19 protein-coding genes are annotated in these 25,875 nt (G+C 56.1%); 4 read left to right on the top strand and 15 right to left on the bottom strand.

All coding sequences use genetic code 11. The features are described 5' to 3' along the window. The first annotated feature begins 245 nt into the window (after positions 1 to 245). Complete coding sequence (feoB, locus tag JRC49_08455) at positions 246 to 2,576, top strand: ferrous iron transport protein B (GenBank protein ID QTE72848.1); 2,331 nt, start codon at positions 246 to 248, stop codon at positions 2,574 to 2,576. A 12-nt stretch (positions 2,577 to 2,588) separates the two neighbouring features. Further along, the gene (locus JRC49_08450) at positions 2,589 to 2,771 is read left to right on the top strand and encodes a FeoB-associated Cys-rich membrane protein (protein QTE69844.1); all 183 of its coding nucleotides are present in this window, start codon (positions 2,589 to 2,591) and stop codon (positions 2,769 to 2,771) included. Positions 2,772 to 2,829: 58 nt separating this feature from the next. Here JRC49_08450 and JRC49_08445 read toward each other — a convergent pair whose 3' ends face one another. After that, on the bottom strand, positions 2,830 to 4,353 hold the full coding sequence (locus JRC49_08445; GenBank protein QTE69843.1) for an ABC transporter substrate-binding protein: 1,524 nt from the start codon (positions 4,351 to 4,353) through the stop codon (positions 2,830 to 2,832). Between the two features lie 233 nt (positions 4,354 to 4,586). Between JRC49_08445 and JRC49_08440 the strand changes: the two genes are divergently transcribed. Then, the gene (locus tag JRC49_08440) at positions 4,587 to 5,417 is read left to right on the top strand and encodes a sugar phosphate isomerase/epimerase (protein QTE69842.1); all 831 of its coding nucleotides are present in this window, start codon (positions 4,587 to 4,589) and stop codon (positions 5,415 to 5,417) included. A 62-nt stretch (positions 5,418 to 5,479) separates the two neighbouring features. On the opposite strand, the gene JRC49_08435 is transcribed toward JRC49_08440, so the two are convergent. From JRC49_08435 to JRC49_08385, 11 genes are all read right to left on the bottom strand, one after another. Further along, on the bottom strand, positions 5,480 to 6,838 hold the full coding sequence (locus tag JRC49_08435) for a beta-glucosidase (GenBank protein QTE69841.1): 1,359 nt from the start codon (positions 6,836 to 6,838) through the stop codon (positions 5,480 to 5,482). Positions 6,839 to 7,046: 208 nt separating this feature from the next. Beyond that, on the bottom strand, positions 7,047 to 8,720 hold the full coding sequence (locus JRC49_08430) for an alpha-glucosidase (GenBank protein ID QTE69840.1): 1,674 nt from the start codon (positions 8,718 to 8,720) through the stop codon (positions 7,047 to 7,049). A gap of 73 nt (positions 8,721 to 8,793) precedes the next feature. After that, the gene (locus JRC49_08425) at positions 8,794 to 9,660 is read right to left on the bottom strand and encodes a carbohydrate ABC transporter permease (GenBank protein ID QTE72847.1); all 867 of its coding nucleotides are present in this window, start codon (positions 9,658 to 9,660) and stop codon (positions 8,794 to 8,796) included. Between the two features lie 32 nt (positions 9,661 to 9,692). Beyond that, positions 9,693 to 10,592 (bottom strand): sugar ABC transporter permease, encoded by a 900-nt coding sequence (locus JRC49_08420; protein ID QTE69839.1) that lies wholly within the window; start codon positions 10,590 to 10,592, stop codon positions 9,693 to 9,695. A 116-nt stretch (positions 10,593 to 10,708) separates the two neighbouring features. Continuing rightward, a complete protein-coding gene (locus JRC49_08415) occupies positions 10,709 to 11,941 on the bottom strand; it encodes an extracellular solute-binding protein (protein QTE69838.1) in 1,233 nt (410 codons plus the stop codon). Positions 11,942 to 12,285: 344 nt separating this feature from the next. After that, positions 12,286 to 13,164: a carbohydrate ABC transporter permease gene (locus JRC49_08410; protein QTE69837.1), complete on the bottom strand. Its 879-nt coding sequence runs from the start codon at positions 13,162 to 13,164 to the stop codon at positions 12,286 to 12,288. Further along, entirely contained in the window at positions 13,161 to 14,045 is an 885-nt protein-coding gene (locus JRC49_08405) for a sugar ABC transporter permease (protein ID QTE69836.1), read from the bottom strand. The genes JRC49_08410 and JRC49_08405 overlap by 4 nt, the downstream gene beginning before the upstream one ends. Positions 14,046 to 14,139: 94 nt before the next feature. After that, positions 14,140 to 15,378, bottom strand: coding sequence for an extracellular solute-binding protein (locus JRC49_08400; protein QTE69835.1), 1,239 nt, complete (start codon positions 15,376 to 15,378; stop codon positions 14,140 to 14,142). A 432-nt stretch (positions 15,379 to 15,810) separates the two neighbouring features. After that, entirely contained in the window at positions 15,811 to 18,246 is a 2,436-nt protein-coding gene (locus tag JRC49_08395; GenBank protein QTE69834.1) for a glycoside hydrolase family 2 protein, read from the bottom strand. After that, positions 18,243 to 19,100 carry a helix-turn-helix domain-containing protein gene (locus JRC49_08390; protein ID QTE69833.1) on the bottom strand — a complete coding sequence of 286 codons (858 nt, stop codon included), beginning with the start codon at positions 19,098 to 19,100 and terminating at the stop codon, positions 18,243 to 18,245. Before JRC49_08390 ends, JRC49_08395 begins: the two co-directional genes overlap by 4 nt. Then, the gene (locus JRC49_08385; protein ID QTE69832.1) at positions 19,084 to 21,297 is read right to left on the bottom strand and encodes a glycoside hydrolase family 3 protein; all 2,214 of its coding nucleotides are present in this window, start codon (positions 21,295 to 21,297) and stop codon (positions 19,084 to 19,086) included. The genes JRC49_08390 and JRC49_08385 overlap by 17 nt, the downstream gene beginning before the upstream one ends. 184 nt (positions 21,298 to 21,481) lie before the next feature. Here JRC49_08385 and JRC49_08380 point away from each other — a divergent pair, with 184 nt between their 5' ends. Beyond that, a complete protein-coding gene (locus JRC49_08380; GenBank protein QTE69831.1) occupies positions 21,482 to 21,631 on the top strand; it encodes a hypothetical protein in 150 nt (49 codons plus the stop codon). Between the two features lie 78 nt (positions 21,632 to 21,709). On the opposite strand, the gene JRC49_08375 is transcribed toward JRC49_08380, so the two are convergent. The 3 genes from JRC49_08375 to JRC49_08365 are packed head-to-tail and all read right to left on the bottom strand — an operon-like array spanning position 21,710 to position 25,868. Then, entirely contained in the window at positions 21,710 to 23,992 is a 2,283-nt protein-coding gene (locus JRC49_08375; protein ID QTE69830.1) for a glycoside hydrolase family 3 C-terminal domain-containing protein, read from the bottom strand. Positions 23,993 to 24,007: 15 nt separating this feature from the next. Next, on the bottom strand, positions 24,008 to 24,868 hold the full coding sequence (locus JRC49_08370; protein ID QTE69829.1) for an ABC transporter ATP-binding protein: 861 nt from the start codon (positions 24,866 to 24,868) through the stop codon (positions 24,008 to 24,010). Continuing rightward, positions 24,861 to 25,868, bottom strand: a complete 1,008-nt coding sequence (locus tag JRC49_08365; GenBank protein ID QTE69828.1) for an ABC transporter ATP-binding protein — start codon at positions 25,866 to 25,868, stop codon at positions 24,861 to 24,863. The genes JRC49_08370 and JRC49_08365 overlap by 8 nt, the downstream gene beginning before the upstream one ends. Between the last annotated feature and the right edge of the window lie 7 nt (positions 25,869 to 25,875).

The raw sequence follows: 25,875 nt of genomic DNA, 5'->3' as shown, positions 1-25,875 counted from the left end.
TCCCTTCATCATGATTAGACGAAGAAGCGGGCAAAAAATAAACTTTTCACATCCGTTTTATTGTAAGTAAAAATGCATTATCTGCCAACACCGGAAAAAAGCAGGTCTAATTTATTAAGTTTGTTTAAACAAACTTTTGTTAGATATTGCTATCTATGGTCAATTGTAGTAAAATGCACACGGCATCGGGGAGAATATCTGGTTCCCTCCTGATGTCCAGAGTGACAAAGAAAGGGATATCCATTATGAAACTGAACGCGCTGCACCCCGGCCAGTCCGCCGTTATCGAAGCCGTCGGCGGTGAAGGCGCCCTGCGCCAGCACTTCCTGGACATGGGCGTTATTCCCGGAACGGAAGTTACTGTTATCAAACTGGCTCCCATGGGAGACCCCATGGAGCTGCGGATCCACGGCTATGAGCTGACCCTCCGCCTTGCAGACGCGGAGCAGATAGAGATTTCCCCGGTCAGCCGGAAAGCCGCTGACGAGGAAAAGAAAGCCCAGCGTTCCCAGGAGCATCCCGGCCTGGGTGAAGAAGGCCGTTTCCATCCCCGGGGCAGCGGTGATCCGCTGCCGGACGGCACAAAGCTGACCTTTGCCCTGGTGGGCAACCAGAACAGCGGCAAAACCACCCTGTTCAACCAGCTGACCGGTTCCAACCAGCACGTGGGCAATTTCCCCGGTGTCACCGTGGACCGGAAAGACGGCGTGATCCGCGGTCACAGCGATACGCTGGTCACCGACCTCCCCGGCATCTACTCCATGTCCCCCTACTCCAGCGAGGAGCTGGTTTCCCGGGACTTTGTCCTCCGGGAGCATCCGAAAGCCATTATCAACATCGTGGACGCCACCAATATCGAGCGCAACCTGTACCTGACCATGCAGCTGCTGGAAATGAACATCCCGATGGTGGTTGCCCTGAATATGATGGACGAACTGCGGGGCAACGGCGGCACCGTAGACGTGAACGTCATGGAAGCCATGCTGGGCGTCCCGGTGGTACCGATTTCCGCCGCCAAGAACGAGGGCGTGGACGAACTGATCCGTCACGCGATCCACGTGGCAAAATATCAGGAAAAACCTGTGGAACAGGATTTCTGCGGCATTGAGGATCACGGCGGTGCCGTTCACCGCGCACTGCATGCCGTCAGCGTCCTGATCCAAGACCATGCGGAACGCGCCAGGCTGCCCGTCCGATTCTCCGCCAGCAAGCTGATCGTCGGCGACCCGCTGCTGGCAGACCAGCTGGAGCTGGATGAAAACGAGCGGGAAACCCTGGACCATCTCGTCCTGCAGATGGAAAAGGAGCGCGGCATGGACCGCAGCGCGTCCATAGCCGATATGCGGTTTGCCTTCATCCGGAAGGTTTGCGACGCTTCCGTCATCAAGCCGAAGGAAAGCAAGGAACGGATACGGAGCGAGAAAATCGACCGGATCCTGACCGGAAAGCATACCGCCATTCCCCTCTTCATCCTGATCATGGCATTGGTCTTTTTCCTGACCTTCTTCCTGATCGGCCCCTTCTTCCAGGACCTGCTCGAGGGCGGTATCGACATGCTGAAGACCGGCGTGCAGAAGGGCATGGAAGCCGTGAATGTCAACGACCGGATCCAGAGCCTGGTGCTGGACGGCATCTTTGAAGGCGTGGGTACTGTGGTCAGCTTCCTGCCGATCATCGTGATCCTGTTCTTCTTCCTGTCCCTGCTGGAGGACAGCGGCTATGTCGCCCGGGTTGCCTTTGTGATGGACAAACTGCTGCGGCGTATCGGCCTGTCCGGCCGGAGCATCGTACCGATGCTGATCGGCTTCGGCTGCACCGTGCCGGCTGTCATGTCCACCCGGACCCTGCCCAGCGACCGGGACCGCCGGATGACTATCCTGCTGACCCCCTTCATGTCCTGTACCGCCAAGATGCCGATCTACGGCTTCTTCGTCAGTGCCTTCTTCCCGCAGTACGGCTGGCTGATCATTACCGCCCTGTACCTGCTTGGCATCCTGACAGGTATTGCCGCGGCTTTCCTGTTCAAGAACACCCTGTTCAAGGGCGAAGCGGTTCCCTTTGTGATGGAGCTGCCGAACTACCGTTTCCCCAGTCCCCGGAATGTGGCCCAGCTGCTCTGGGAAAAGTCCAAGGATTTCCTGCACCGCGCCTTCTCCGTCATCCTGATCGCCACCATCGTCGTCTGGTTCCTGAAGAGCTTTGACTTCCGGCTGAACCTGGTGACCGATTCCCATGAAAGCATCCTGGCCGCCGTGGCCGGCCTGCTGGCACCGGTCATGGCTCCCGTGGGCCTCGGCGACTGGCGCATCGTCACCTCGCTGATCAGCGGTTTCATGGCTAAGGAAAGCGTGGTCTCCGTCATGGAAACCCTCTTCGGCGGCGGACTGGCCGCCCTCGGTTCCGTCACCGCCGCCTCCATGCTGGCCTTCAGTCTCCTGTATACCCCCTGCGTGGCTGCCATCGCCGCCATCCGCCGGGAACTGGGACGCAAGTGGGCGCTGGGCGTGGTCCTCTGGCAGTGCGCCATCGCCTGGGTCGCCGCCCTGATTATCCGGCTCATCGGACTGATTTTCTGAGGAGGTTCCCCCATGAATATCTGGGATATCCTGATTGTACTTATGATCGCCGGTATCGCAGCCTTCGCTTTTTACCGCACCCGGAAAAGAAAGGCAGAAGGAAAAAGCAGCTGCTGCGGTACCTGCGGCACCTGCGGCAGCTGCTCCCTGTGCAGCCAGTCTGACTGTTGCAGGAAAACAGAGCATTCATTATGAATTATGAATTGTGAATTATGAATTGAAAGCGGCGCTCCTTCCGGAGCGCCGCTTTCTTTTACTTCTTTGTCTCAATAGTCCAGATCTCGTACTGGTCTTCCACTTCCCGTTTCAGTTCGTCAATTCCGGCTTCCTTCAGGGCTTTCCGGAAAGCTTCAATACCCTTCTCCGGATCATCCGGATCCACCGCGCCGACCATCAGCGGAAGCTTGAACTCTTCCACAACCGCTTCCATCGCGTCCACGATCTCCTTCACCGGTTTCTTGTTGAACCGGAAACCGTAGGACGCCGTCTTCGGCGCGTCGTTTCCGTATTCTTGCAGCAGGATATTCTTGTCCGGTTTTTCTGACGTCAGCACATACTGGAGCGCGGTATCCCCGACAGTCCAGGCTCCGCCGTGCAGGCCGTACCAGTTGGCAGCCTCCACCAGCTCCACCTGCGTGTCATTCACTTTGATATAGTTGACGCCTTCCTGGCCGAAAAGCATCAGGTTTACCAGCGTCGCGTCGCTGTGCATCAGGTTCAGGTACTGCATGGCCACGTCCTTTTTCTTGCAGCTCTTCGGAATCGCGAACATGGAGCCGCCGGCCTGGCAGGTCACCTTGTACAGCTCCTGCAGCGTAATTTCCGTGCATTCAAACTCCGGCACGCCTGCCGCCTTGTTGGCCGCGTACATTTCCGTGGACTTGATGCCGTTTCCCTTCAGGGGCTGGGTAAACACCAGGAAATCTCCTGTACCGAAGATGCCGTTATAGTCATAAGTGGCAGCGTCCGGCGCGATATAGCCGAGCTGTGCCCACCGGTACATCAGGCGGATATGGGCTTCCTGCAGATCCGTTTCATAGATGCTGTAGACCGTCTCATCATACTTTCCGCTTTCGTCCATCGCGAACTTCATGGACAGCACGTCGCCGGGCAGGCCGATCCAGTCGTGGCCCCAGGGTTCATCAGACCAGCGGCCCTGTTCCATCAGATAGGGATATTTGTCCGGATACAGCGCCTTGTATTTTGCCAGATAGGGTTCCAGTTCCTCGGTCGTCCTGACCGGATCCTTGTCCGGATCCCAGCCAATCTGCGCCGCAGCCGTCTTGTTTACAATCAGTCCCGTGGGGACGCACAGTTCCTTGTTGGTGGGAATACCGTAGATCTGCCCGTTATACTTTACGCCCTCCAGGAAATCCGCCGGCAGGTTCGCCAGGATACCTGAGCCGAAATTGTCCAACAGGTCGCCCAGCGGCACCAGTTTCCGCTCCTGGATTTCCTGCACATAGCCTTCCCAGTCCGCGGTAAAGATCAGGTCGATCTTCTCATCATTCATCAGCGCGCCGATCGCCTGTTCCGTCCAGGCCGGATCCCAGGGAACCAGATGGAAGGAGACCTGCATATTGGCTGTCACCTGCCGGCTTTCATACAGCTCGGCCAGATATGCGTTGATGGCTTCTTCCACCCCGGCACGGATCGCCGGATCATCCTTATTCGCGATCCAGTAAATATCCAGCGTATAAGCCGTCTTCGCCGCTGCTGTGGATACGAGTCCGGCCAGCAGCGCAAGCATCAGCAGCAGTGCGATCAGTTTCCGCATCAATCTATCCCCCTCATCCGGTTATCAAAAAGCTTCCCCCGTCTGTGATCAGGGCTGCATTCTTTTTCATCTTACGTTATGGATACCTTACCACAAAACAGGGGCCTTCACAAGTCTTTCACGCCTGCTTTTCGGCCGTATACGGATATGGTATACTATCGGATGAATTGATTCGTTTTCCAATATGATCACCGACAGCGGCGGACGGCAGTCCCCCGCGGAAAGGATACCCTATGCGTTTAGGCGGAACAGTCTGCTGCGATCATCCGGCGGAATGGGAGGATAAACTGGTTCAGTCCGGTTTCCGGGCCATCACCGCGCCGTTCACCTGCGAAACTCCCCGGGAGGAAACCGAACGGCTCCTCCGCATCGTCGAAAAGCACGACGCGGCCATTGCGGAGGTAGGCGTCTGGCGGAATCCTTTTGATCCGGTCACCGGCCCGGCCAGCCTGGACTACGCCGTCCGCCAGCTTCAGCTGGCAGACAAATTCTCCATTCCCTGCTGCATCAACATCGCCGGTACGGAAAGTCCCTTCGGCTGGGATGCCGCGGATCCCGGCAACTTTTCGGAAGCCATGTACCGGAGGCTGGTTTCCTCCATTCGGGAAATCATCGACCGGGCCAACCCGAAAAAGGCCTTCTACTGCCTGGAGCCCATGCCGTGGATGATTCCCGACAGCCCGGAGGTTTACCTGCAGCTGATGCAGGACGTGGACCGGAAGCAGTTTGCGGTTCACATGGATTTTGTGAATATGATCAACTGTCCGCGACGTTTCCTGGACGCAGAAGGTTTTATTGAGGAATGCTTCAGCAAGCTGGGGCCGTATATCAAAAGCACCCACCTGAAGGATTCCCGGATGGATCCGATGCAGCTGACCACCGTGCTGAATGAATGCTCTCCCGGCGAGGGCTCCCTGGACTTTGTCCGGGTGCTGAAAATCATTGACCGGTACCTGCCCGCGGACGCTCCCGTCCTGCTGGAGCACATGACCACCTTTGAGGAATACCGCCGGGCCTATGACTATGTGGCCGGAAAAGCGGCGGAAGCCGGCGTCTGCATATAATCCAAACAATCAAAGCGCCTTCCCGGAATGTCCCCGGGAAGGCGCTTTCATATACATGGAATTTACAGGTTTTCGCCGTTGGTACGGATTGTTTCCCCATACCAGGCGAGACTGTCCTTGGGAATGCGTTTGCCGGTAGGATAATCCACATACACCAGGCCGAAGCGTTCGGAATAGCCCCTGGCCCACTCAAAGTTATCCATCAGACTCCAGCAGAAATAGCCCCGGATATCCACCCCGTCCTCTGAGGCGCGCCGAAGCTCCCGGAGATACCGGTGAAGGTAATCAATCCGGTGCGGATCATGCACTTTGCCGTCCAGCATCACGCTGTCGTGGCTGGACATACCGTTCTCGCTGATCAGGAAAGGCACATGGTACCGTTCCCACAGGTAACGCGGTCCCCAGTACAGGGCCCGGGGGGTAACCGGCCAGCCGCACGCGGTCCTGGGATGTCCTGCCGGATAAGGCACGGTTTCCCATCCATCCTCATTTTCTGCCGCGCGGACTTCCCGGCCCTCATAGATATTCTGGGCATAGAAATCCAGCGGCTGGCAGATCACCTTCATATCCTCCTGCCAGCCTTCCGGCAGGTACTGTCCGTACAGTTTCAGGCCGTCCTCCGGATAGGTTCCGAGGATCACGGGATCACTGAACCAGGCCACAGAGAAAGAGGGGCTGTCCTTTTCCACCGCAAAATAGGCCTTCCGCGCCGCTTCCACATCCGCGGGATTCTGTTCATCCTTCGGCATCACGGAAGCGCCGCAGGGCGCGTAACCGATGCGGACGTCCTTCACCTTTTCCCGCAGCACCTGGCAGGCCCGGCCATGGCTTTTCAGCAGATTATGGCAGGCCGTCACCTGCTCCTTCAGGCCCAGCTTCAGGCCCGGCGCGAATCCGCCCGTCATATAGCCCAGGCCGATAATGCACTGGGGCTCATTGATTGTAAAGAAATCCTTCACCCGGTCGCCGAAGCGCTCCGCCAGCACGCCGGTGTATTCCGCAAACCACTCCGGCATCTGTTCGCTCACCCAGCCGCCCTTCCGTTCCAGGCAGGCAGGAAGATCCCAATGATACAGCGTCATCCAGGGCCGGATGCCATACTCCAGCAGGCAGTCAATCAGGGTATTGTAAAACGCAACGCCCGCTTCGTTTACCCTGCCGGTTCCCTCCGGCAGGATCCGCGGCCAGGAAACGGAAAAGCGATAGTTTTTGATGCCGTATTCCGCCATCAGGGCTACATCTTCCCTGAACCGGTGATAGTGGTCACAGGCTGTTTTACCGTTGGAATGATCGCTGATCGCACCGGGCTGTTCGCAGAACTCGTCCCAGATACTCGGGGTTTTCCCGTCTTCATCCCATGCGCCTTCGATCTGAAAAGAGGCAGTCGCGGTGCCCCAGAGAAAATTCTTCGGAAAGCTCATTCGCGTAGTCTCCTTTTCGACGTATTGTATCCATTGTAACGTTTGCACTTTTCTTTTTCAAGTGACTATCTCACATTCTTTTTCATGTTGCGCAATCCTTTTCATTTTCATTCGGTTTTGCGTTTCATTTTTTGCATTTCAGCACTGCAAAAAGCACCCGCCGAAACCGGCGGGTGGATTGTGTGATGTTCCCTTGTCTCTGAAAAGCTTATCCTTTGCTCAGGATCACCCGTGCTTCATAGGGCTGCAGCTTTCCGGCCTGATGCGTCGGATAATTGGAAATCAGTTCCTGGCCGGACAATTCCTCCGTCAGCGGACAGGAAACCGTCCGCTCGGTCCAGTTCAGCAGCACCGTCAGCCGGACGTCGTCCAGTACACGCGCGTAGGCATATACCTCCGGATCCTCCTCCAGCATGGGCACAAACTCACCGTATACGATCACCGGATACTGATGCCGCAGTTCAATCAGCTTCCGGTAATAATGATACACACTGTCCGGATCGTTGACTTCCCGCTCGGCATTGATGATCGGATAGTTGCCGGTCACAGGCAGCCAGGGGGTCCCGGTCGTGAAGCCCGCATGCTTCTCCGCGTTCCACTGCATGGGCGTCCGGGCGTTATCCCGGGCAATGCGGGCAAACCAGCGCATCATGTCCTGGCCGTCCACCAGACCGGATTCCACCCACTGATGCCAGGCGTTATGAACTTCCACATCCTCATACTGGTCCAAGCGGGTAAAGTAGGCGTTGGTCATGCCCAGTTCCTCTCCCTGGTATACATAGGGCGTACCGCGCATCATATGGATCATGGTGGCCAGCATCTTGGCGCTGACCGCCCGGAAAAGCTCGCTGTCGTTGCCGTACCGGCTGACCTGCCGGGGCTGGTCATGATTTCCCAGGTATACCGTGTTCCAGGCCCTGCCCTGCAGGCCGGTCTGCCAGCGGTTGAAAGCCGCCCGGACGTCCTTCAGCGGCGCACCGTGATCGCTCCATTTGCCCAGTTCCGTGCCGTCGTTCAGTCCGTCATTATGCTCAAAGGAAAAGATCATGTCCAGCTCGGAGCCGTCCTCATTGGCATACCGGATCGCGCCTTCCACGGTGCCGCCGGCCTCGCCGACCGTCAGCAGGTTATACTTGTCCAGCACCTCCCGGCGCATCTCCCGGAGGTAGCGGTGGGTGGTTTCCGTATGCTGGCAGGAAGGTTCAAAGCTGCCGTACAGCGCTCCGGGCGCTACCGGACCGTCCTCGAAGTTTTCCTTGCCGATCATGCTGATCACGTCCATGCGCCAGCCGTCCACACCCTTGTCGCACCACCAGCGCATCATGTCAAACACGCCTTCCCGGACCTTGGGATTGGCCCAGTTCAGGTCCGGCTGTTCCTTTGTGAACAGGTGCAGGTAATACTGACCGCTGGCCTCGTCCTTTTCCCAGGCCGACCCGGAAAAACAGGATCCCCAGTTGTTGGGCGGTCCGCCGTTTTTCCCGTCCTGCCAGATGTAGTAGTCCCTGTAGGGATTGTCCTTTCCCTTCCGGCTTTCCACAAACCAGGCATGCTCATCCGAGGAATGGTTGGCCACCAGGTCCATCACCAGCTTCATGCCCCGCGCGTGGATTCCTTCCAGCATCCGGTCGAAATCCTCCATCGTGCCGAATTCCTTCATGATGGCCCGGTAGTCGGAAATATCATACCCGTTGTCATGGTTCGGGGAAGCGTATACCGGGGAAACCCAGATGACGTCAATCCCCAGGTTCTTCAGGTAGTCCAGGTGCGCCGTGATTCCGTTCAGGTCGCCGATTCCGTCGCCGTTGGAATCCGCGAAGCTCCGGGGATAGATCTGATAGACCACCGCTTCCTTCCACCAGACGCGTTTTTCATTGTTCATAGCTGGTCACCTCATTGCTGTCAGTGTGAAAAACGGCAGGCTGAACACTCAGCCCGCCGAAGAAGACCGGAGATTACTTGATGGAGCCGTCCACCATGCCCTGCACAATATACTTCTGGGCGAAGAGGTACAGGATCACGATCGGCAGCATGGCCAGCAGCGTCGACGTCATGATCAGGTGCCACTGTTTCACGTAGGCGCCGTTGAATCCCTGTACCGCCAGGGGGATGGTCCGGATGTTGCCGCTGGCACCCAGCACCAGCAGCGGCAGCAGGTAGTCGTTCCAGATCCACAGGCCGTTGAGCACCAGCACGGTCACGAACACAGGCTGGAGCAGCGGAAGCACGATCCGGAAGAAGGTTCCCGCCCGGGAGCAGCCGTCGATGTCGGCCGCCTCTTCCAGTTCCAGCGGCACACCCTTGATGAAACCGTGGAAGATGAAGATCGACATGGCTTCGCCGAATCCCAGGTAGGCGAAGATGATACCCTGATAGGAGCGGAGCATCGGAATACCCAGGAAATCGCCCACGCTCTTGAACCAGGTCAGCAGGGGGAACATAACCACCTGGAACGGAATAACCATGGCCGCCACATAGCTCATGAAGAGCAGGTTGGACCACTTGGTCTTGTTCCGCACCAGCACCCATGCCGCCATGGAGGAGAAAATGGAGATCACCGCGAGGGAAATCACCGTGATGATCACAGAATCCCGCAGGGCGGACAGGAAGTTGAAGTTCGGGTTGTTCCAGATCTCCGCGACGTTCCGTCCAAGCTGGGCAACATCCGTCGGAACGCCGACCGGCGCGTTGATAATGTCCTGGTTCGTCCGCATGGAGTTGAACACCACGATGACGAAGGGCATCATGAAGAGGATAAAGAGGATCAGGGTCACAATTTCAAGCGCGATCCTGCGGCCGTTATGGGGTTTATAACCCGCCATCCTCTCGATGGGGGCAGCAGCCTGCTTTGCCATTATGCCTCCACCTCCTTGCTCTTGTTCCAGGTGACCTGGATCACAGAGAAGATCGTCAGCACAATGAAGAAGATCACAGCCTTGGCCTGGCCCTGCGCCATGTTGTTATACTTGAACGCAGTGTTGTAGATGTTCAGCGCCAGCAGCTCGGAGGCCTGCACCGGTTTCATCATGAAGATGGACACCGGGCCGCCGTTTGTCAGGGCCACGTTCACGTCGTACATCTTGAAGGAGTTGGTCAGGGTCAGGAACAGGGAGATGGTGAACGCGTTCGCCATCAGCGGAATCTGGATCTTCCCCACCCTTGTCCAGTACCGTGCGCCATCCACTTCCGCCGCTTCCATAACCGACTTGGAGATTCCCTGGATGGAAGCCACATAGATCAGCATGATATAGCCGGCGTACTGCCAGGTGTTCACCGTAACCAGGGTAATCATGACCGTATCCTTGTTGGATATCAGGGATTTACTCAGCGTCGGCAGCCCCAGCGTCTGTCCGACGGAGGGCAGGATGTTGGAGAAAATGAACTGCCATACCAGGCCGAGCACGATACCGCCGATCAGGTTCGGTACGAAGAAGCCCGCCCGGTAAACGTTCCGACCCCGGATCTCACTTGTCACCAGCAGGGAGATAAGGAACGCCACCACATTCACCGTAATGATGTTCAGCACCGTGAAGAGCAGCGTCACCAGGAAGGAATGGAGAAAACCAGGATCCTGGAAGATCGCCTTATAGTTTTCAAATCCGACAACCCGGTTCACCGCGCCGGTGCCCTGCCAGTCGGTAAAGGAATAATAGATACCGAAAATGAAGGGAATGATGATCACCATCAGAAAGGCGATCAGCGTGGGAAGCAGGAACAGGAATTCTGTCAGCTTCCGTTTTTGTCTGCTGGTCATGGAATCCCTCCCGTATTATGAATAATGGATAAGCAGCTTATCCGCCGTCAGGATGCTGCTGAAAAAAGGGATGGCCCGGAAAACCTCCGGAACCATCCCCGGGGAAAGATTCTGGATTACTTGGCGATGCCCGCGATCGCTTCCTTCATCATAGCCTCGAAGGTGTCCACGTCAATCGCGCCGGAAGCCAGCAGCTCATAGATCTGGCCCAGGGTGCCCATGCCGAAGCCGTCGGGCAGTTTGTACTGCTGCCAGTCATAGGTCTTGCCGGCCGCGTTCCATTCCATGACGGACTTGGACAGCGGAGCGGAGGGAGCCAGGGTAATATTGGTGAAGGCAGGCACCATGGCCGCTTTGTTCACCATGTAGTCAGCGCCCTCTTCGGAGGTGGCCAGGAAGTTCAGGTAAGCCAGGGCTTCATCCTTGTTTCCGTTCTCGTTGATCACATACCAGGAAGGCGGATTGACCAGGATGCCGTCGGTTTCCTCATGCAGGAAAGCGTGAGGCGCGTAGGCGATTTCGAAATCGGGATTCAGCGCTACCAGGGACGGATCCATCCAGTTGCCCTGATGATAGAAGGCAGCCTTGCCGTTGGCGAAAGCGGCCAGCTGGCTGTCCTGGGTGCCGTTCAGCAGCATGTCGGGATCGCTGTACTTGAAGATCAGCGCCACATACTGGCAGTACTGATGGAACCGTTCCTCATCCACCTTGCCTTCCAGCACCTGGTCGATGTAGGTGGTGTCATTCCGTTCATTGCCCACGGTCAGGTAGACGTTGAAGTTGTGCAGGCCGGTTACCCAGGTCATGCCGGTGGTGGTGCCGGCCACCATGGAAACGACCATGTCCAGACCCAGTTCAGCCTTCATGCTGTCCAGCTTCTCAAAGGCGGCAGCATAGGCATCATAGGTGGTCAGGGTAGCGGGATCGATGCCGGCCTTGTCCAGGATGCTCTTGTTGTAAGCCAGTCCGTAGCCTTCAACAGCCACCGGGAAGCCCACAGCCTTGCCGTCCACCATGTAGGCGGCAGCGGTGTACTGGGTCCATTCCGCACCGGTCTGATCCGCGATCTTGTCCTTCCACAGCTCATAGCTGCTGGGGCCTTCGATGACGAAGATGTCAGGCTCCCGGCCGGACTGCATTTCAGCCTTCAGCACGGTGTTGTAGTCGGAGGATCCGCCGCCGGTGATAACCTTCACCGGAACGCCGGTCTTCTCTTCATACAGCTTGGCAAAGTCTTCCATCTGGGAGGTGATTTCCACCTTGTTCTGGACGATTACGATATCGGCCAGCGCAGAAACGGCAGTCATCATCAGTGCCAGTGTCAGCACGATAGCAATCAGTTTCTTCATGGGATAAAACCCTCCTTCATTATTTGACAGTCAATGACTGCCTGTTAAAACGGATCTCCGCCGTTTTAATCTCCTTTTCAAATATTGTGATTTTTTTGTGTTGTTTTTGTATTGTTTGTTATTAATGGTTGTTGAAAACGTTCCCGATGACATGTTGATTCTATCTGAATGATCAATTCTTGTCAATAGAATTTGGCCAATTAATCCTGTACATTTTTATCCGTCCCTCCCCACCCGGTCAGGAATCTTTTCTTTCCGCGTCTTCGCCTTTTCAGGCAACAAAAAAACAAACCCCTGTTTCCAGAGGTTTGTCACAGATCTTGTCGGATAAAACCGCTTCTTTGTCAGCCTTTGACCGCGCCTGCGATAAAACTTTCCTGAATCCGCTTGCTCAGGAAGATGTAAACCAGCAGCGTCGGCAGCGTGGCGATTGACAAAGCGGCACCAATGGGGCCCCACTTAGTGGAGTACTGGCCGACCAGGCCCTGTACACCGACGGGCAGGGTCTTGAATGCTTCCTTGCTGTTGAAGACCGTCGCGAACATCAGCTCGTTCCAGCACTGCAGGAAGGTATAAATACCAACCGTCGCAACAGCGGGAACCATCAGGGGCGCAATCACCTTGCCGAAAATACCCCATACGCCGCAGCCGTCCAGGAAGGCGGCCTCATCCAGGTCATAGGGGATATCTCCCATGAAACCGGTACAGATCAGGATACCCATGGCCAGCGAGAAGGCTGAATACGGGATGATCAGGGCGGCATAGGAATTCAGCATGTGAGCCTTGCCCAGCACCACATACAGCGGAACGATGGCAGCGTGGATCGGGATCGTCAGTCCAAGCATGAAGAACTTGTTCATTGACTCCCGGCCCTTCCAGACCATTCGTGTCATGGCGTAGGTTGCCATGGCGGACGCGACAAGCGTAATGACAATCGTCGCAACAGCGATGGTAAAGCTGTTCAGGAAGTACCGGCCCATGTTACCGGTGGTGGTCAGCGCCTGGGTATAGTTGTCCCACACCCATTCCTGGGGAATACCGATAACATTCGCACCGAAGATTTCGGCATTGTTCTTCAGGGAGAAGGTAAGCATCCAGTAAACCGGGAAAATGCAGGTCAGCGCCCAGATGATCAGGATAACATAAACCAGCACCTTGGATACGGTAAGTTTATTACCGGCTGTACTTGCACGTCCGATTCTGGGTTCAGAAACTGTACTCATACGACCTTCTCCTTTCTGAACGCCATGTTAATCAGCACCGCAAAGAAGAAGCACAGGATGATCAGCATCACAGCGATCGTACTGCCCATGCCGTAGCGGTTGCGCAGGAACAGCAGGTTGATCATCAGGGTACTCGGCACTTCCGTCGCGTGAACCGGACCGCCGTTCGTCAGAACGTAGATCAGGTCAAACGACTTCAATGAACCCGTAACCGCGAAAATCACGCTGATCCGCAGGATGGGCTTGATATACGGAATAACAATATAGCGGTTCAGCTGCCACTCCGTACAGCCATCCAGCATACCGGCTTCCCGCAGCTCCGGCGGAACGCTCTTGATACCCGCATACATCAGCAGCATATGATAACCCACATACTGCCACAGTACCGGCACAAAAGCCGCGCCAAGGGCAACGTTCTTATCTCCAAGCCATATTCGCGTCCAGCTGTCCAACCCCAGCGCTCGCAGCGCCACGTTCAGCACGCCGTATTCCGGGTTATAAATCTTCAGCCACAGCTGACCGATAACCACGGTAGAAATCAGAACCGGCATAAAGTAAATGGAAAGGAAAGCCCGCTCTCCACGGATTCCCTTGGCAATTTTCAATGCCAGCCACAGCGCGAAAGGCAGCTGGATGAAGGTTGAGAAAGCCGCCAGCAGCAAGGCGTTCTTCAGTGCCCTCACAAAGCTGATGGAATTGCTCGTAAACAATTCCACATAGTTCTTGAAACCGATAAATTCCGGCGTTTTCAGGCCGTTCCAGTTCATGAAGCTGTAGTAGGCTGACATCGCGATTGGCGCAATCAGCACAGCGACAAAGAGGAACAGCGCTGGCAGCAGGAACAGCAGGATATTAACCTTATAACCAAGCGTTCTTCTCATATCTGATTCCCTTCAGAAAAGAAGGAGACGGCCCCTTCCGGGGTGGAACCCCTCGTGGGACCGTCTCCCAAGTTTCTATGACTTTTGCTTTCGCTTATTCAGCTACCGGGAAAGCTTCGGCCAGGCCATCAGCGAAGCCCTGGGCATCGATGTCACCGGCGAACAGCTGGGCGATGAAGTCCAGATAGGTGTTCGCAGCGTCAGCGCTCAGGAAGTTGTCGCCGAAGAGGACCAGTCCGGTGGACTTGCCCAGCATGTCAGCAACCTGATTGCTCAGCTTGTTGCAGGAAGAGGTGTCATAGTTCACGGCCCAGGCAGGCAGACCGGCACCGTTCAGGTTGCCTTCGCGAGCGATGATACGGCCCAGGTCGAAAGCGATCTTGGCGCACAGCTCAGGATCCTTGGCGGTAGCGGTAACAGCCAGCGTGTCGTTGGGGCCGCCGACGAACTGATACAGATCAGCGCCTTCAGCAACAGTGGGGAACGCGAGGGCAGCCACTTCGAAGTTGGCAGCCTTGGCGATGTCGCCGCAGTTCCAGGAACCATTCTGATAGAAAGCGGTCTTGCCAGCGATGAAGTTCTGCTTCACTTCTTCGTTGCCCAGAGCGGCAGCGTTGGGATCGAAGTATTCCTTCAGCTGTTCGAAAGCTTTCATGGCTGTAACAACGCCTTCCTGATTCCAGGCGGCCTTGCCTTCGTAGCAAGCCTTCAGGCCATCAGCGCCGATGGTCTTGACCAGGAGGGGCTCGGTGTACTCGGACAGGCACCAGTTTTCCTTACCGGCAACGCCGAAGGGAACAATACCAGCTTCCTTCAGCTTGGCGCACAGTTCCATCAGGCCTTCGAAGGTCTCGGGAACAGCGTCATAACCAACGGACTTGATCAGGTCCATGTTGGCGAACAGGGTAACAACGTTCATGGTGAGCGGCACACCATAGTGCTCGCCATTGTAGGTGGTGTTGGCCAGCATGGTGTCGGTCAGCTCTTCCTTGTACTCGGGCAGGATGCCATCGAGGTTGTAAACACGACCGGCATCAACGAAATCGCCCAGGAAGGACATGGACCAGGTGAAGAAGATGTCCGGCAGATCTTCGCCAGCGGACATAGCAGCCTTGATCTTGGTCTTGTAAGCTTCGTTTTCGGTAGCTTCCATCACGAGTTCATAATCTTCGTTGGTCTTGTTGAACTCTTCGATAGCGGCCAGGTAGGCAGCACGGTTGGCATCGCCTTCAACAGCGATGGACCACAGGGTCAGCTGAGTCTTCTCTGCGAACGCGGCGGTCACAGACAGAAGCAGAGCCAGGGCCAGAACCAGGGAAAGGGCCTTTTTCATAACGGGTATCCTCCTTTTTATTTCGCGGCATTGCCGCATATTCTCCAACAGCGATTCCTCACTGTTATCGACAATATTGGGTAATCATCGTTACCATTTCTCAAGCGAGAAACAGTATAACCCCCTTCTTTTTTTTTTGCAACCACAAAATGTTGATTTTGTGGGCATTCTCCCCCTTTTTGACCATGTTTCGGGAGTTTACGGTATCGTTATCACCCTTTGTAAACCAACGTTTGTTAATTGTGTGATTTTTTTGCAAAATTGTGTGTTTTTTTTTGGTTTTGTATTGTTTTGATCCCTGAAATCCGTTGACAGCACAGAAAATCCCGGAGTTGTACACTCCGGGATTCTGCCCGAACCACAATATATTGTATTCCTTTCAGCACGGGTTTTTCCTCATGAGCCGCCCGTTCCTCTCCGCAGGAGGCCTGTTTAGCGGATATCATACGCGCTTCGGACGGATATCTTCTCCGCCTTTCCGCGCACCACGCCGATTTTCCGGACGCCCGCGTTCATATCAAAGAAATTATCCTCCAGCACAACGTCCGGGCCGCACTGGATTTCAACGCTCCGGGCATAGGCCTTTGCACTGACGACAATCTCCTTCCCTTCCAGGTGCGCTTCCAGCTCCGGATCCGCAAACCGGAAGTGTTTCGGCGCACAGAAGAGCACCGTTCCTCCGCCTGCAGGCATACCGTTTTCTCCTTCCAGGGTATAGGCGAAATAACAGTCATGCACATCCCGGTCGCTGAAATCCAGTTTGTCCAGCCAGAGGGCCGACAGCGGCGGAACCTTCACCGGGAAACATCCTTCCTGAAGCACGGACGCGTCCGGGGCCCGTAGGCTCCAGCAAACCCGTCCGCTGAATTCCTCCCGGGTTTCATTGGAAACATTCAGGCGGGCCGATTTTTTCAGCGGACGCCAGGGCTCCGCGTTCACATTGGTTTCCTGGGTCAGCGTACCCTCTTCCTCACAGGAAACCAGCACTGGCGCAAAGAAACGCTTCTCATAATAATGCAGCGCTTTCCAGCGTCCGTAATAGTCAATACTCGCCCAGCTGGTTACCGGCCAGCAGTCATTCAGCTGCCATACCAGCGCCCCCATGCAGTGTCCCCGATGCCTCCGCCAGTGTTCAACGCCGTACTGCATAGCCTGGGCCTGCAGCAGCTGTGACGCGTAAACAAACAGGTCAAAGGAAGAAGGATAGAGGTAAGTCTGGGACAGGTACTCCGCAATTTTACCGTTGGCGCTCGCGTTCCGCTGATGCTTTTCCATTATATAGGAAAAAACATTCCGGTCCTCCGGCCGCGTAAAGCTCTCAATGGTTGCCATACAGGGAAAAGACTGGAAACCGAACTCACTCGTATAACGGAAGAGATGGTTCCGGTAATCCGTAAACGGCTTCAGACCATGCCAGACTGCCCAGTAATGGCAGTCGCCGCGGTTCTCGTCCCCGGGGTCGTCAAAGCTTCCTCCCGAAGAGGGACTGGACGGCCAGTAAAATGTTTCCGGATCCTCCTCCTTCACAATCTTCGGCAGGATATATTCATACAGTTTGATATAATCCGCAATCAGCCTCTGTTCCTTAACCCAGATCCCCATCGGCACAAAGGATTCAATCTCATTATTGCCGCACCACAGGGCCAGGGAGGCATGGTGCCGCAGCCGCCGGATATTGTCCCGGAACTCCGCGCAGATGTTTTCCTCAAAAGCTTCCGTCAGGTCGTAGGCCGCGCAGGCAAACATGAAATCCTGCCAGACCAGCAGGCCCAGTTCATCGCACAGGTCATAGAAAAAGTCATCCGGATAATAGCCGCCGCCCCAGACGCGGATCGTGTTCATATTGGCTGCCCTCGCGTCCTCCAGCAGGCGGCGTGTGCGCTCCCGGTTCACCCGGGGCAGCAGGTTATCCTCCGGGATATAGTCCGCACCCATGGCAAAGATATCCACCCCGTTCACACAGTGGCAGAAGCTTTCTCCCCATTCATCCTTTTCCCGGCGGATCGTCAGCGTGCGCAGGCCGATCCGTCCTGTCCAGATGTCCAGGATCTCTTTTTCGTCCAACAGCGTCACCTCCACGGAATAGAGCGGCTGCCCGCCGTAGCCGGCCGGCCACCAGAGCTGCGGATTTTCAATCGTCAGAACACTGTCCGCCCCTTCCGCGGAAACCGTCCGGCCGTCCGGTGTTTTTACGGCAACGGCAATCCTGACTGCCCCGTCCGTAACCCGGTCTGTGCGGGACTTCACCTTCAGGGTGACCCGGCCCGGTTCATGGTCCTGGCTGATATACACATCCCTCAGCCTTGCCTTGTTCACGCCTGTCAGCCCGATATCCCGCCAGATCCCGGCATCAGGCAGGTGGGGACCCCAGTCCCAGCCGAACATGCAATGCGCTTTTCGCAGATACGGAAAGCCCCGCATCGCATCAGAGGATCCCTCCAGCGGCTTCTTTTCATAGGCCTCCCGGATATATTTCGTGGGCGAAGCCAAAGTGACCCGGATGCTGTTGGTTCCTTCCTTCAGCAGCGCCTTCACATCAAATTCCCAGGTCCGGTGCATGTTATCCGCTTTCCCGGCCGGCTTCCCATTGATATCAACCGACGCCAGCGTATCCAGTCCGTCGCAGCGAAGAATCACAGAGTCGCAGTCCAGCAATTCCGCAGAAACGTTAAAATCACGGCTGTAGATAAAATCACATTCCATGATCTTCAGCGCTTCATCCTCATTGTCCCGGTCAAACGGATCCTGAATTAATCCTGCCGTCAGCAGGTCATGATAAACCGATCCGGGAACAACCGCCTTTGTTTCGGGGAACCGGCTTCCCGGAATGGAAAGCAGCCATTCTCCGTTCAGTGACAACTTCTTCATAGAGTCTCCTCCTGTTTGTCAGATCTTTTGTTTGTGGGGTATGAGCCCGGATGCCACGCGTCGGCGCCTTCCCCGTCCCGGCCATCCTGTTCCGGTATGCCGTCCGCCGCTTTCATCGCTTTTGCATAATACCGGCGGCGATATTCAGCCGGCGTAATCCCGGCAGCGTTCCGGAAGCAGCGGATAAAATAGCTCTGGCTGCTGAAAGCCAGGATCTCGCTGATTTCGGTGGATGTGTAATCCGAATAGCGCAGCATATTCCGCGCCGTCTCTATCCGGCGGCGGAGCACATAGTCGGAAAAGGTGCTTCCGGTCTCCCGGTGAAACAACGCGGAAAAATAGCCGGGACTCAGGTTTACATGTTCCGCCACGTCATCGATGCGAAGCGGCAGGTGCAGATTTGATTCAATATAGCTGATTCCCTCCGCCACCGCGCGGGTATATACCGTTTCCGTCTTCAGTCCCGCCATTTTCGTTGTGAAGAACGTGTACATTTCCCGGTGCAGTTCCATGACTTCCTCTTCCGTCCGGCACTGATCCAGTTTCCGGATATACATATCACTGGCGTTATAGGCTGTTTCCGAATCCATGCCGCCTTCAATGGCAAACCGGGTTGCCAGGGTGATATTGGCCACAAACAAATACTGCGCATTCCTCAGAGAATCTGTACTCAGTTCCGCGCCCATGGCCCGTCTCATCATTCGCTGGCTTTCCTCCACAGCCTCCGGCTCACCGCTTTGCATCATCAGATACTGCCTGACTTCCTCATCATATCCGTGATGCCGGAACTCATTTTCCCGGTTGACATAGGCTATATAGGCCAGCTGCTTTTCCGGATCAGGGATTTTCTTCATTTCCTTTCACCGCTCCCTCTGCCGCGCTGTATCCCGTCTCATACACCGTTCCGTCCTGGCACCGATAGGGTTCCGGCCCCCTGATATCATCCTCGCCGTGTCTTTCCACTGCCGCCATGGATTCCGGCAGGTTATAGGGAAGCCTTCCCCCTGCCTTCCGCCTGCCGAACAGGATATCCATCAGCACCGGAATGCCGGTATTAAAATATACCAGGATACTGTCCGCATACTGTTCCCATTCTACAGGCACCGTCGGATTATGCATGCGCACGCAGGCTACGACCGGCTTGCTGCCCATCCGTTCCCGGGCATTCCGCAGGTTGTCCAGGTCACCCTCGTTGCAGCAGCGGTTCTGTTTGCCCCGGTAGCTCCGGTTGAAAAAGCCTTCCCGGAAATCCCCACCCGCAATACTCTCCGCCCGTGCTTCCGCCGCCCTGTACGGCCGGTATTGCAGCATCAGAGGCCGGTAGCCGTTTCCGCCCCCGGCCCGGTCTTCCGGATCATAGGGATCGGACAGCGGGCTTTCCATAAAAACGATCGCAGCGTCTGCTTCCTCCGGCGTGTCCGCCCGGAGGCACCAGGAACCGCAGTCCGTTCCGGACAGCGGATCCGTTATCGTCTCCGGCGTCATGCGGCGCACAAAATCCTTGTGGGCCAGAACCGTCCGCCGGGGAATCCATACCCGGATTCCCTCCCGTAAAGGCAGCGCACCCCTGCGCAGCAGCACAACGCTGCGCGCCTGGGCCGCCAAGCCCTCTTTCACAAATGCGGCACAGCCGACAATACGCTCGCTTTTCTCCGGATCCAGATAGGGATTCTCAAACAGCCCTACCCGGAACATTCCGGTCAGCAGCCGCCGGGCACTGAGCCGCATCCGCCTGTCCATGAACTCCGCGCCGTACCGTTCCTCACCGATCTTCCAGGCTTCCAGCACCGGTTCCGCCCGGTTGTTGCCGCCAAACTGGTCAACCCCGTTGAGGATAATTTTCAGGTGGCGCTCAGCCTCAGTCATTTCATTCGCGCCGTAACACCTGCTTCCGAAGCTGTCTATCGCAGGATCCGGATCTCCGGTAATTCCCCAGTCTGTGCAGACCACGCCGTCGTAGGCGTATTTTCCCCGGAGCAGTTCTTTCAGGATATATTCGTTATAACTGTTTCCGGTTTTTTCATGCCCCTCCAGCCAGCTGACCGTATAGTAAGGCATCACCGCGCCGGCTGACCCGGTGGGGCCGTCCAGCCGGAACGCGCCTTCTGTAAAGGGACGCAGGTGCTGTTCAAACTGCCCTGCGGGATAAACCGCGAAACAGCCATAGGGATAATGTGCATCTCTGCCTCCTTCTCCGGTGCCGCCGCCCGGCCAGTGCTTGACCATGGTGATCACACTGTCCATTCCCCAGCCATCCGGGCTGCCTTCCGTTGTCTGCATCCCGTCACAATATGCCTTCACCAGCGGAATAACCTTCTCCGGATCGCTGCCCAGCGTATCCTCCAGGCGCATCCACCGAGGTTCCGTGGACAGGTCAATCTGCGGTCCAAGCGCCGTGGTAATCCCCAGTGCACGGTATTCCTTCGCCGCCACCCGGGCAAAGCGCCTCACCAGCTCAGGATCCCCCGCTGCCGCCATGCCGATGCCCTCCGGCCACTTGCTCACATCGCTGCCGGCGGTACGGAATTCCGCATCGGAAGCCGCGGCACCGTGCCGCGGATCGGTGGAAATATTCACAGGAATCCCCCAGGGCTCCGCTTCGCAAACCGCCTGCAGATGATTGCTCCACCGGGCTGAAACCCGGGCGTTCTTTACCTTCATCTGCAGCACATGCCGGATATGGTCCTGTTTCAGGAACCGCAGCTGCCCGTCCGTCAGGGCAGCTTCATCATGCTTTTCCGGATCAAAGGGTTCACCGCCGTAAGTGTCGCTGAAAGGTCCCGTTCCGATAAAAGGAACAAGCTGATGGGAGGAATAAAGCATCAGGCCGGCAATCTCTTCCCGGCTCAGTCGTTCCGCCAGGTCTGCCGCACGGGTTTCCGGAGGCAGCCGCCAGTCCTCGTAAGGCAGGAGCCGGCCGGTCCGTGCCAGGTCCTTGAACGCGTATCCGCCCTCTTCCAGAATCTGCACATCCCCGGCAATACCGAGATCCCTGCCTCCCGGATTATGGATCAGCACCCCGTAGGGACGTTCCTCTTTCGTCCAGCTCATCCGCTTTTCTCCTTCCGAGTTGTATCATTCTGGCAAAACAATATGGATCATTATGCCAAATCATATTGTTATTTATATGATCATTTTACTGTTTTTTCCGTCTCTGTGTCTGTTATGATGGCAACACTGACAGGGCAGCCGCCCGGTCAGCAGGAAAACCAACCCAAAGGAGGAAAACAGATTGATGATGTACAGCAACAATGTGTTCATGAATATTGCCACCCTGATGGCTGAGGATACAGGCGCTTCCGAGCTTCGCAATCCGATGAACAGCGGTATGACGGCGACCGGCTGGCTGAGCCGGCTCTTCAGCCGGAAGAACAGAAAGCACTGATCTCCCGGAAGGGAAACAGACCGGCTTTGAATCGGGGCAGCGGATCATCCGCTGCCCCTTTTTTCATCCCGGTTCCGTTCATTCATTGATCTTACGCAGCAGTTCAGCCATGGTCTCCTCCGTGATCATCCCTCCGCCGAAACTGAGGGCGCCGCGGATCGGCATATAATTCATCATGGCCGCGTTCATATCTTCCGAGATTGCTTCACCGGCAGCTTCGGAAGCTGCTTCCTGATCCGACCCGAAGGCTGCGAAGGCCTTCTTGATAAACGCACCCATCACTTCCCGGCCCTTCGGGTCCGCCAGGATATCCATATAAATGCTGTCCAGATCAAAGTGTTTCGGCAGGACAGTCGTGGATTCCACCTTTACCGTTGCCTTCAGCGGCAGGTTTGCCACGCTGTCGCCCACTTCCACAGAAAAGTCCCCGGTCTCCACATACCAGTCATGGATCTGCGTATTCCAGTACGCAAAGGCCCGCTTGCCGAGCGTAAAGGATACCTCCCGGCTTTCCCCGGGCTGAAGTTCAACCTTCCGGAACGCCCGGAGTTCACGGACCGGACGGACCGCGTTCACAAAGCCTTCCGTGTCGCCCACATACAGCTGAACCACCGTTTTTCCTGCCCGTTTGCCGGTGTTTTTCACGGTCACTGTCGCGATTACCGTATCCGTATCCTTAATGGCCTCCGCGCTCAGCTTCAGATTGCTGTACTCAAAAGTGGTGTAGCTCAGGCCGTGGCCAAACGGGAACAGCACATCCATTTTCTTTTTATCATAATACCGGTAACCCACAAAAATACCTTCCCGGTACTCCGTTCCGCGGGGTTCGCCGCCAAAGAACAGGTAGCTCGGATTGTCTTCCAGCTTGATCGGGAAACTTTCCGGCAGATGGCCGCTTGGGTTCACGTCGCCGAAGAGTACCTTCACTTCCGCCAGTCCCACCGCCTGTCCGCCCAGGTAAGCTTCCAGCACAGCCTTCACCTTGCCGATCCAGGGCATTTCCACCGGAGAACCATTGTGCAGGACCACCACAGTATTGGGATTTGCCTCTGCCACCGCTTCAATCAGGCGGTTCTGGCTCTCAGGCATACGCATGTGAGTCCGGTCATAGCCTTCGGATTCATACGCGTCCGGCAGGCCGGCAAAAACAACTGCCGTTTGGGCCTTCCTGGCCGCAGCAACCGCTTCGGCAATCATTTCCGCCGGGGCGTCATCTGCAGCCACGTCATAGCCCCTGGCATAGATCACCTTCAGTCCCTGCGCCGCGTCAACAGCGCTGGTTGTCCGGAAGCTGTTGATGTGACTGCTGCCGCCGCCCTGGAAACGGGGCTTTGCGGCAAATTCACCGATGAAGGCAACTTCATCTTCCTTGTCCAGTGGCAGGATGCCGTCCTCATTTTTCAGCAGGACCATGCACTCCGCCGCAACTTCTGCGGACTGCAGATGCTGGGCTTCCTTGTCCCAGGGCGTATCCGGTTTCGCGTTTTCCAGGTACCGGTATACAATGTTCAGGATCCGCTCACAGGCCTGGTCCACCAGCTTTTCATCCAGTTTCCCGGCCCTGACGGCTTCCACGACCTTCCGGTCGTTGATCCCTCCGGAAGAAGGCATCTCCAGGTCCAGTCCCGCAGCCACACCGGCCACCCGGTCGCTCACCGCGCCCCAGTCGCTGACCACATAGCCTTCAAATCCCCACTCCTTCCGGAGCACATCCGTCAGCAGCCAGGGATTCTCTGAAGCATACACTCCGTTGATCCGGTTGTAGGAACACATGACCGTCCAAGGCTGGGCTTCCTTCACCGCCATCTCAAAGGCAGGGAAATAAATCTCCCGGATCGTCCGCTCGTCACAGTCGGAGGAACTGCTCATCCGCCGGTGCTCCTGGTTGTTCAGGGCAAAATGCTTGATACTGGTGCCTACATTTTTACTCTGAATTCCCTTGATCAGGGCGGTAGCCATCACACCGGTCAGATAGGGATCCTCGGAGAAATACTCAAAATTCCGGCCGCACAGCGGACTGCGCTTGATGTTCACCGCCGGTCCCAGGAGGACGCTCAGTTTTTCATGCTGGCAGGCCTCGCCCAGGGATTCGCCCATCTTCCGGATCAGGTCCGGATCAAAGGACGCCGCCGTTGCGCTGGCAGCAGGGAAACAAACCGCCTTGATACTGTCATTAATCCCCAGGTGATCGCCTTCCTCATCCTGCTTGCGCAGGCCGTGGGGGCCGTCGCTGACCATGGAGCGCGGAACACCGAGCCGTTCCACCGCTTTCGTATGCCAGAAATCATCTCCGGACAGAAGCCCCGCTTTTTCCTCCAGCGTCATCTGGCCGATCAGTTTTCGTATCTCCTGAATGTTCATAATCCACCTCATTCTTTATTCATTCTTCAGCAGTTCCACCGTGCTCAGGTCCCAGGGTTCATGGATCTTCGGCACATCCGAAATCAGGCGTTTCGTGTAGGGCGCCTCCGGATCCAGCATTACCTTGTCAGGCTTTCCATACTCCACAAACTTTCCATGCTCCATGATATAGACCGAATCGGAAATGTAGTAAGCCAGGCCGATATCATGGGTAATGAAGATTACCGTCATTCCCGTTTCATCCCGGAGCTTCAGGAGCATATCCAGAATCGTGGCACGGGAGCAGGCGTCAATCATGGAGGTCGGCTCATCCGCCAGCAGGATTTTCGGCTTCAGCAGGAAGATCCGGGCGATCATCAGACGCTGCATCTGGCCTCCGGAAAGTTCAAACGGATATTTGTTTGTCAGCTCGGCAAACTTCAGGTTCACAAAGCTGCAGGCCTCCGTCATCAGCTCTGTCTTTTTCTCTTTCGACAGGTGCTTTCCGCCCCGCATATTGATACAGTCCAGCAGCACCGAATCGATCTTATGGAAAACATTATAGCTGGAGAACGGGTCCTGGAAGATCGCCTGGATGCCCTTCCAGTATTCCCTCTTTTTCCTGCCGGAACTGATATCCCGGGGTTTCCCCCTGAAGAAGATTTCCCCTTCCGTCACATTGAGCAGTCCCAGCAGCATTTTGGACAGCGTGGTTTTGCCGCTGCCGGATTCGCCCACGATGGAGACAAACTCTCCCTCATGGAAATCAAAATCCACATGGTCCACGGCGGTTTTTCTCTTTTCCCCTATGCCAAAGACCTTTGTCACTCCCCGGCCGGACAGGCACAGCGGCGCATCAGTGAAATCCTTCACGTTCTGGGAATTCGTTTCACTCATGGCTGTATTCCTCCTTCAGTTCGTCCACTCCCATCAGGCAGCGGTACATACGCCCTTCCTCAAACGCGCGCTCGGGAATGCTGGAATACCTGCACTCCGGTTTCGCGTATTTGCAGCGTTCCGCAAAGCGGCAGCCCTGCGGCGGTTTCTTCAGGTTGGGCGGCGTACCCGGAATAGCGGTCAGCTTGGTTCCCCGGGTTCCCTCCTCAGGAACGAGAATGGAGCCCATCAGGCCATGGGAATAGGGATGCACCGGATCAAATACCATCTCATGGGCCGTTCCCTTTTCCACAATCTGGCCGGCATACATGACCATGATGTCATCCGTCACATTGTAAAGCAGGGGCAGTTCATGCGTGATGAACAGCATGGACTTGATATATCCCTTATCCATCAGGTCGCGCATCATTTTGATAACCATCTTCTGGCTGGTCACGTCCAGCGCGCTGGACGGCTCGTCCGCGATCAGCACCTTGGGGGACAAAATGGTGGAAACGGCGATGACCGTCCGCTGCTTCATGCCGCCGGACAGTTCCACCGCGTGCTTGTCCAGCACGTCTTTCGGCAGGCCAAGTTCGGCAAAGCGGGCTTCCGCCCGAGCCCGGATTTCTTTTTTGTCCGCTTTGGGCTCATGCGCCCGGATCACGTCCGTCACGAATTTGATAATCTTCTGGGTCGGATTCAGCGCGTTCATGGCCGCCTGGGGAATATAGGCAATCTCCGTTCCCAGGATCGTTTTCCGGACAGCGTCCGGATCCATTCCGGATATATTCTTTCCGTCAATGATAATATCCCCGCTGATATAGTGCAGCGGCGGGAAATAATATCCCATCATGCTCAGCGCCAGGGTGGACTTGCCGCAGCCGGATTCACCGGCAATGCCCAGGCTCTTTCCCTCTTCGATTGTGAAGGACACTCCATCCACGGCATATACATCCTCGTGGAACCGGGTAATGTATTTCGTTTTCAGATTTCTTACTTCCAAAATCACTTTTCCCATGATGTCC

This window comes from Clostridiales bacterium FE2011, assembly GCA_017569305.1.
Taxonomy (GTDB): Bacteria; Bacillota; Clostridia; order Christensenellales; family Aristaeellaceae; genus Aristaeella.
Note: the sequence above shows the minus strand (reverse complement) of the source record. Positions and strands in the feature narration are given on the sequence as shown.

Bases quoted from the DNA above. Each gene is read 5' to 3' on its own strand.
- feoB (QTE72848.1), top strand. From the start codon at position 246: ATGAAACTGAACGCGCTGCACCCCGGCCAGTCCGCCGTTATCGAAGCC.
- JRC49_08450 (QTE69844.1), top strand. From the start codon at position 2,589: ATGAATATCTGGGATATCCTGATTGTACTTATGATCGCCGGTATCGCA.
- JRC49_08445 (QTE69843.1), bottom strand. From the start codon at position 4,353: ATGCGGAAACTGATCGCACTGCTGCTGATGCTTGCGCTGCTGGCCGGA.
- JRC49_08440 (QTE69842.1), top strand. From the start codon at position 4,587: ATGCGTTTAGGCGGAACAGTCTGCTGCGATCATCCGGCGGAATGGGAG.
- JRC49_08435 (QTE69841.1), bottom strand. From the start codon at position 6,838: ATGAGCTTTCCGAAGAATTTTCTCTGGGGCACCGCGACTGCCTCTTTT.
- JRC49_08430 (QTE69840.1), bottom strand. From the start codon at position 8,720: ATGAACAATGAAAAACGCGTCTGGTGGAAGGAAGCGGTGGTCTATCAG.
- JRC49_08425 (QTE72847.1), bottom strand. From the start codon at position 9,660: ATGGCGGGTTATAAACCCCATAACGGCCGCAGGATCGCGCTTGAAATT.
- JRC49_08420 (QTE69839.1), bottom strand. From the start codon at position 10,592: ATGACCAGCAGACAAAAACGGAAGCTGACAGAATTCCTGTTCCTGCTT.
- JRC49_08415 (QTE69838.1), bottom strand. From the start codon at position 11,941: ATGAAGAAACTGATTGCTATCGTGCTGACACTGGCACTGATGATGACT.
- JRC49_08410 (QTE69837.1), bottom strand. From the start codon at position 13,164: ATGAGTACAGTTTCTGAACCCAGAATCGGACGTGCAAGTACAGCCGGT.
- JRC49_08405 (QTE69836.1), bottom strand. From the start codon at position 14,045: ATGAGAAGAACGCTTGGTTATAAGGTTAATATCCTGCTGTTCCTGCTG.
- JRC49_08400 (QTE69835.1), bottom strand. From the start codon at position 15,378: ATGAAAAAGGCCCTTTCCCTGGTTCTGGCCCTGGCTCTGCTTCTGTCT.
- JRC49_08395 (QTE69834.1), bottom strand. From the start codon at position 18,246: ATGAAGAAGTTGTCACTGAACGGAGAATGGCTGCTTTCCATTCCGGGA.
- JRC49_08390 (QTE69833.1), bottom strand. From the start codon at position 19,100: ATGAAGAAAATCCCTGATCCGGAAAAGCAGCTGGCCTATATAGCCTAT.
- JRC49_08385 (QTE69832.1), bottom strand. From the start codon at position 21,297: ATGAGCTGGACGAAAGAGGAACGTCCCTACGGGGTGCTGATCCATAAT.
- JRC49_08380 (QTE69831.1), top strand. From the start codon at position 21,482: ATGATGTACAGCAACAATGTGTTCATGAATATTGCCACCCTGATGGCT.
- JRC49_08375 (QTE69830.1), bottom strand. From the start codon at position 23,992: ATGAACATTCAGGAGATACGAAAACTGATCGGCCAGATGACGCTGGAG.
- JRC49_08370 (QTE69829.1), bottom strand. From the start codon at position 24,868: ATGAGTGAAACGAATTCCCAGAACGTGAAGGATTTCACTGATGCGCCG.
- JRC49_08365 (QTE69828.1), bottom strand. From the start codon at position 25,868: ATGGGAAAAGTGATTTTGGAAGTAAGAAATCTGAAAACGAAATACATT.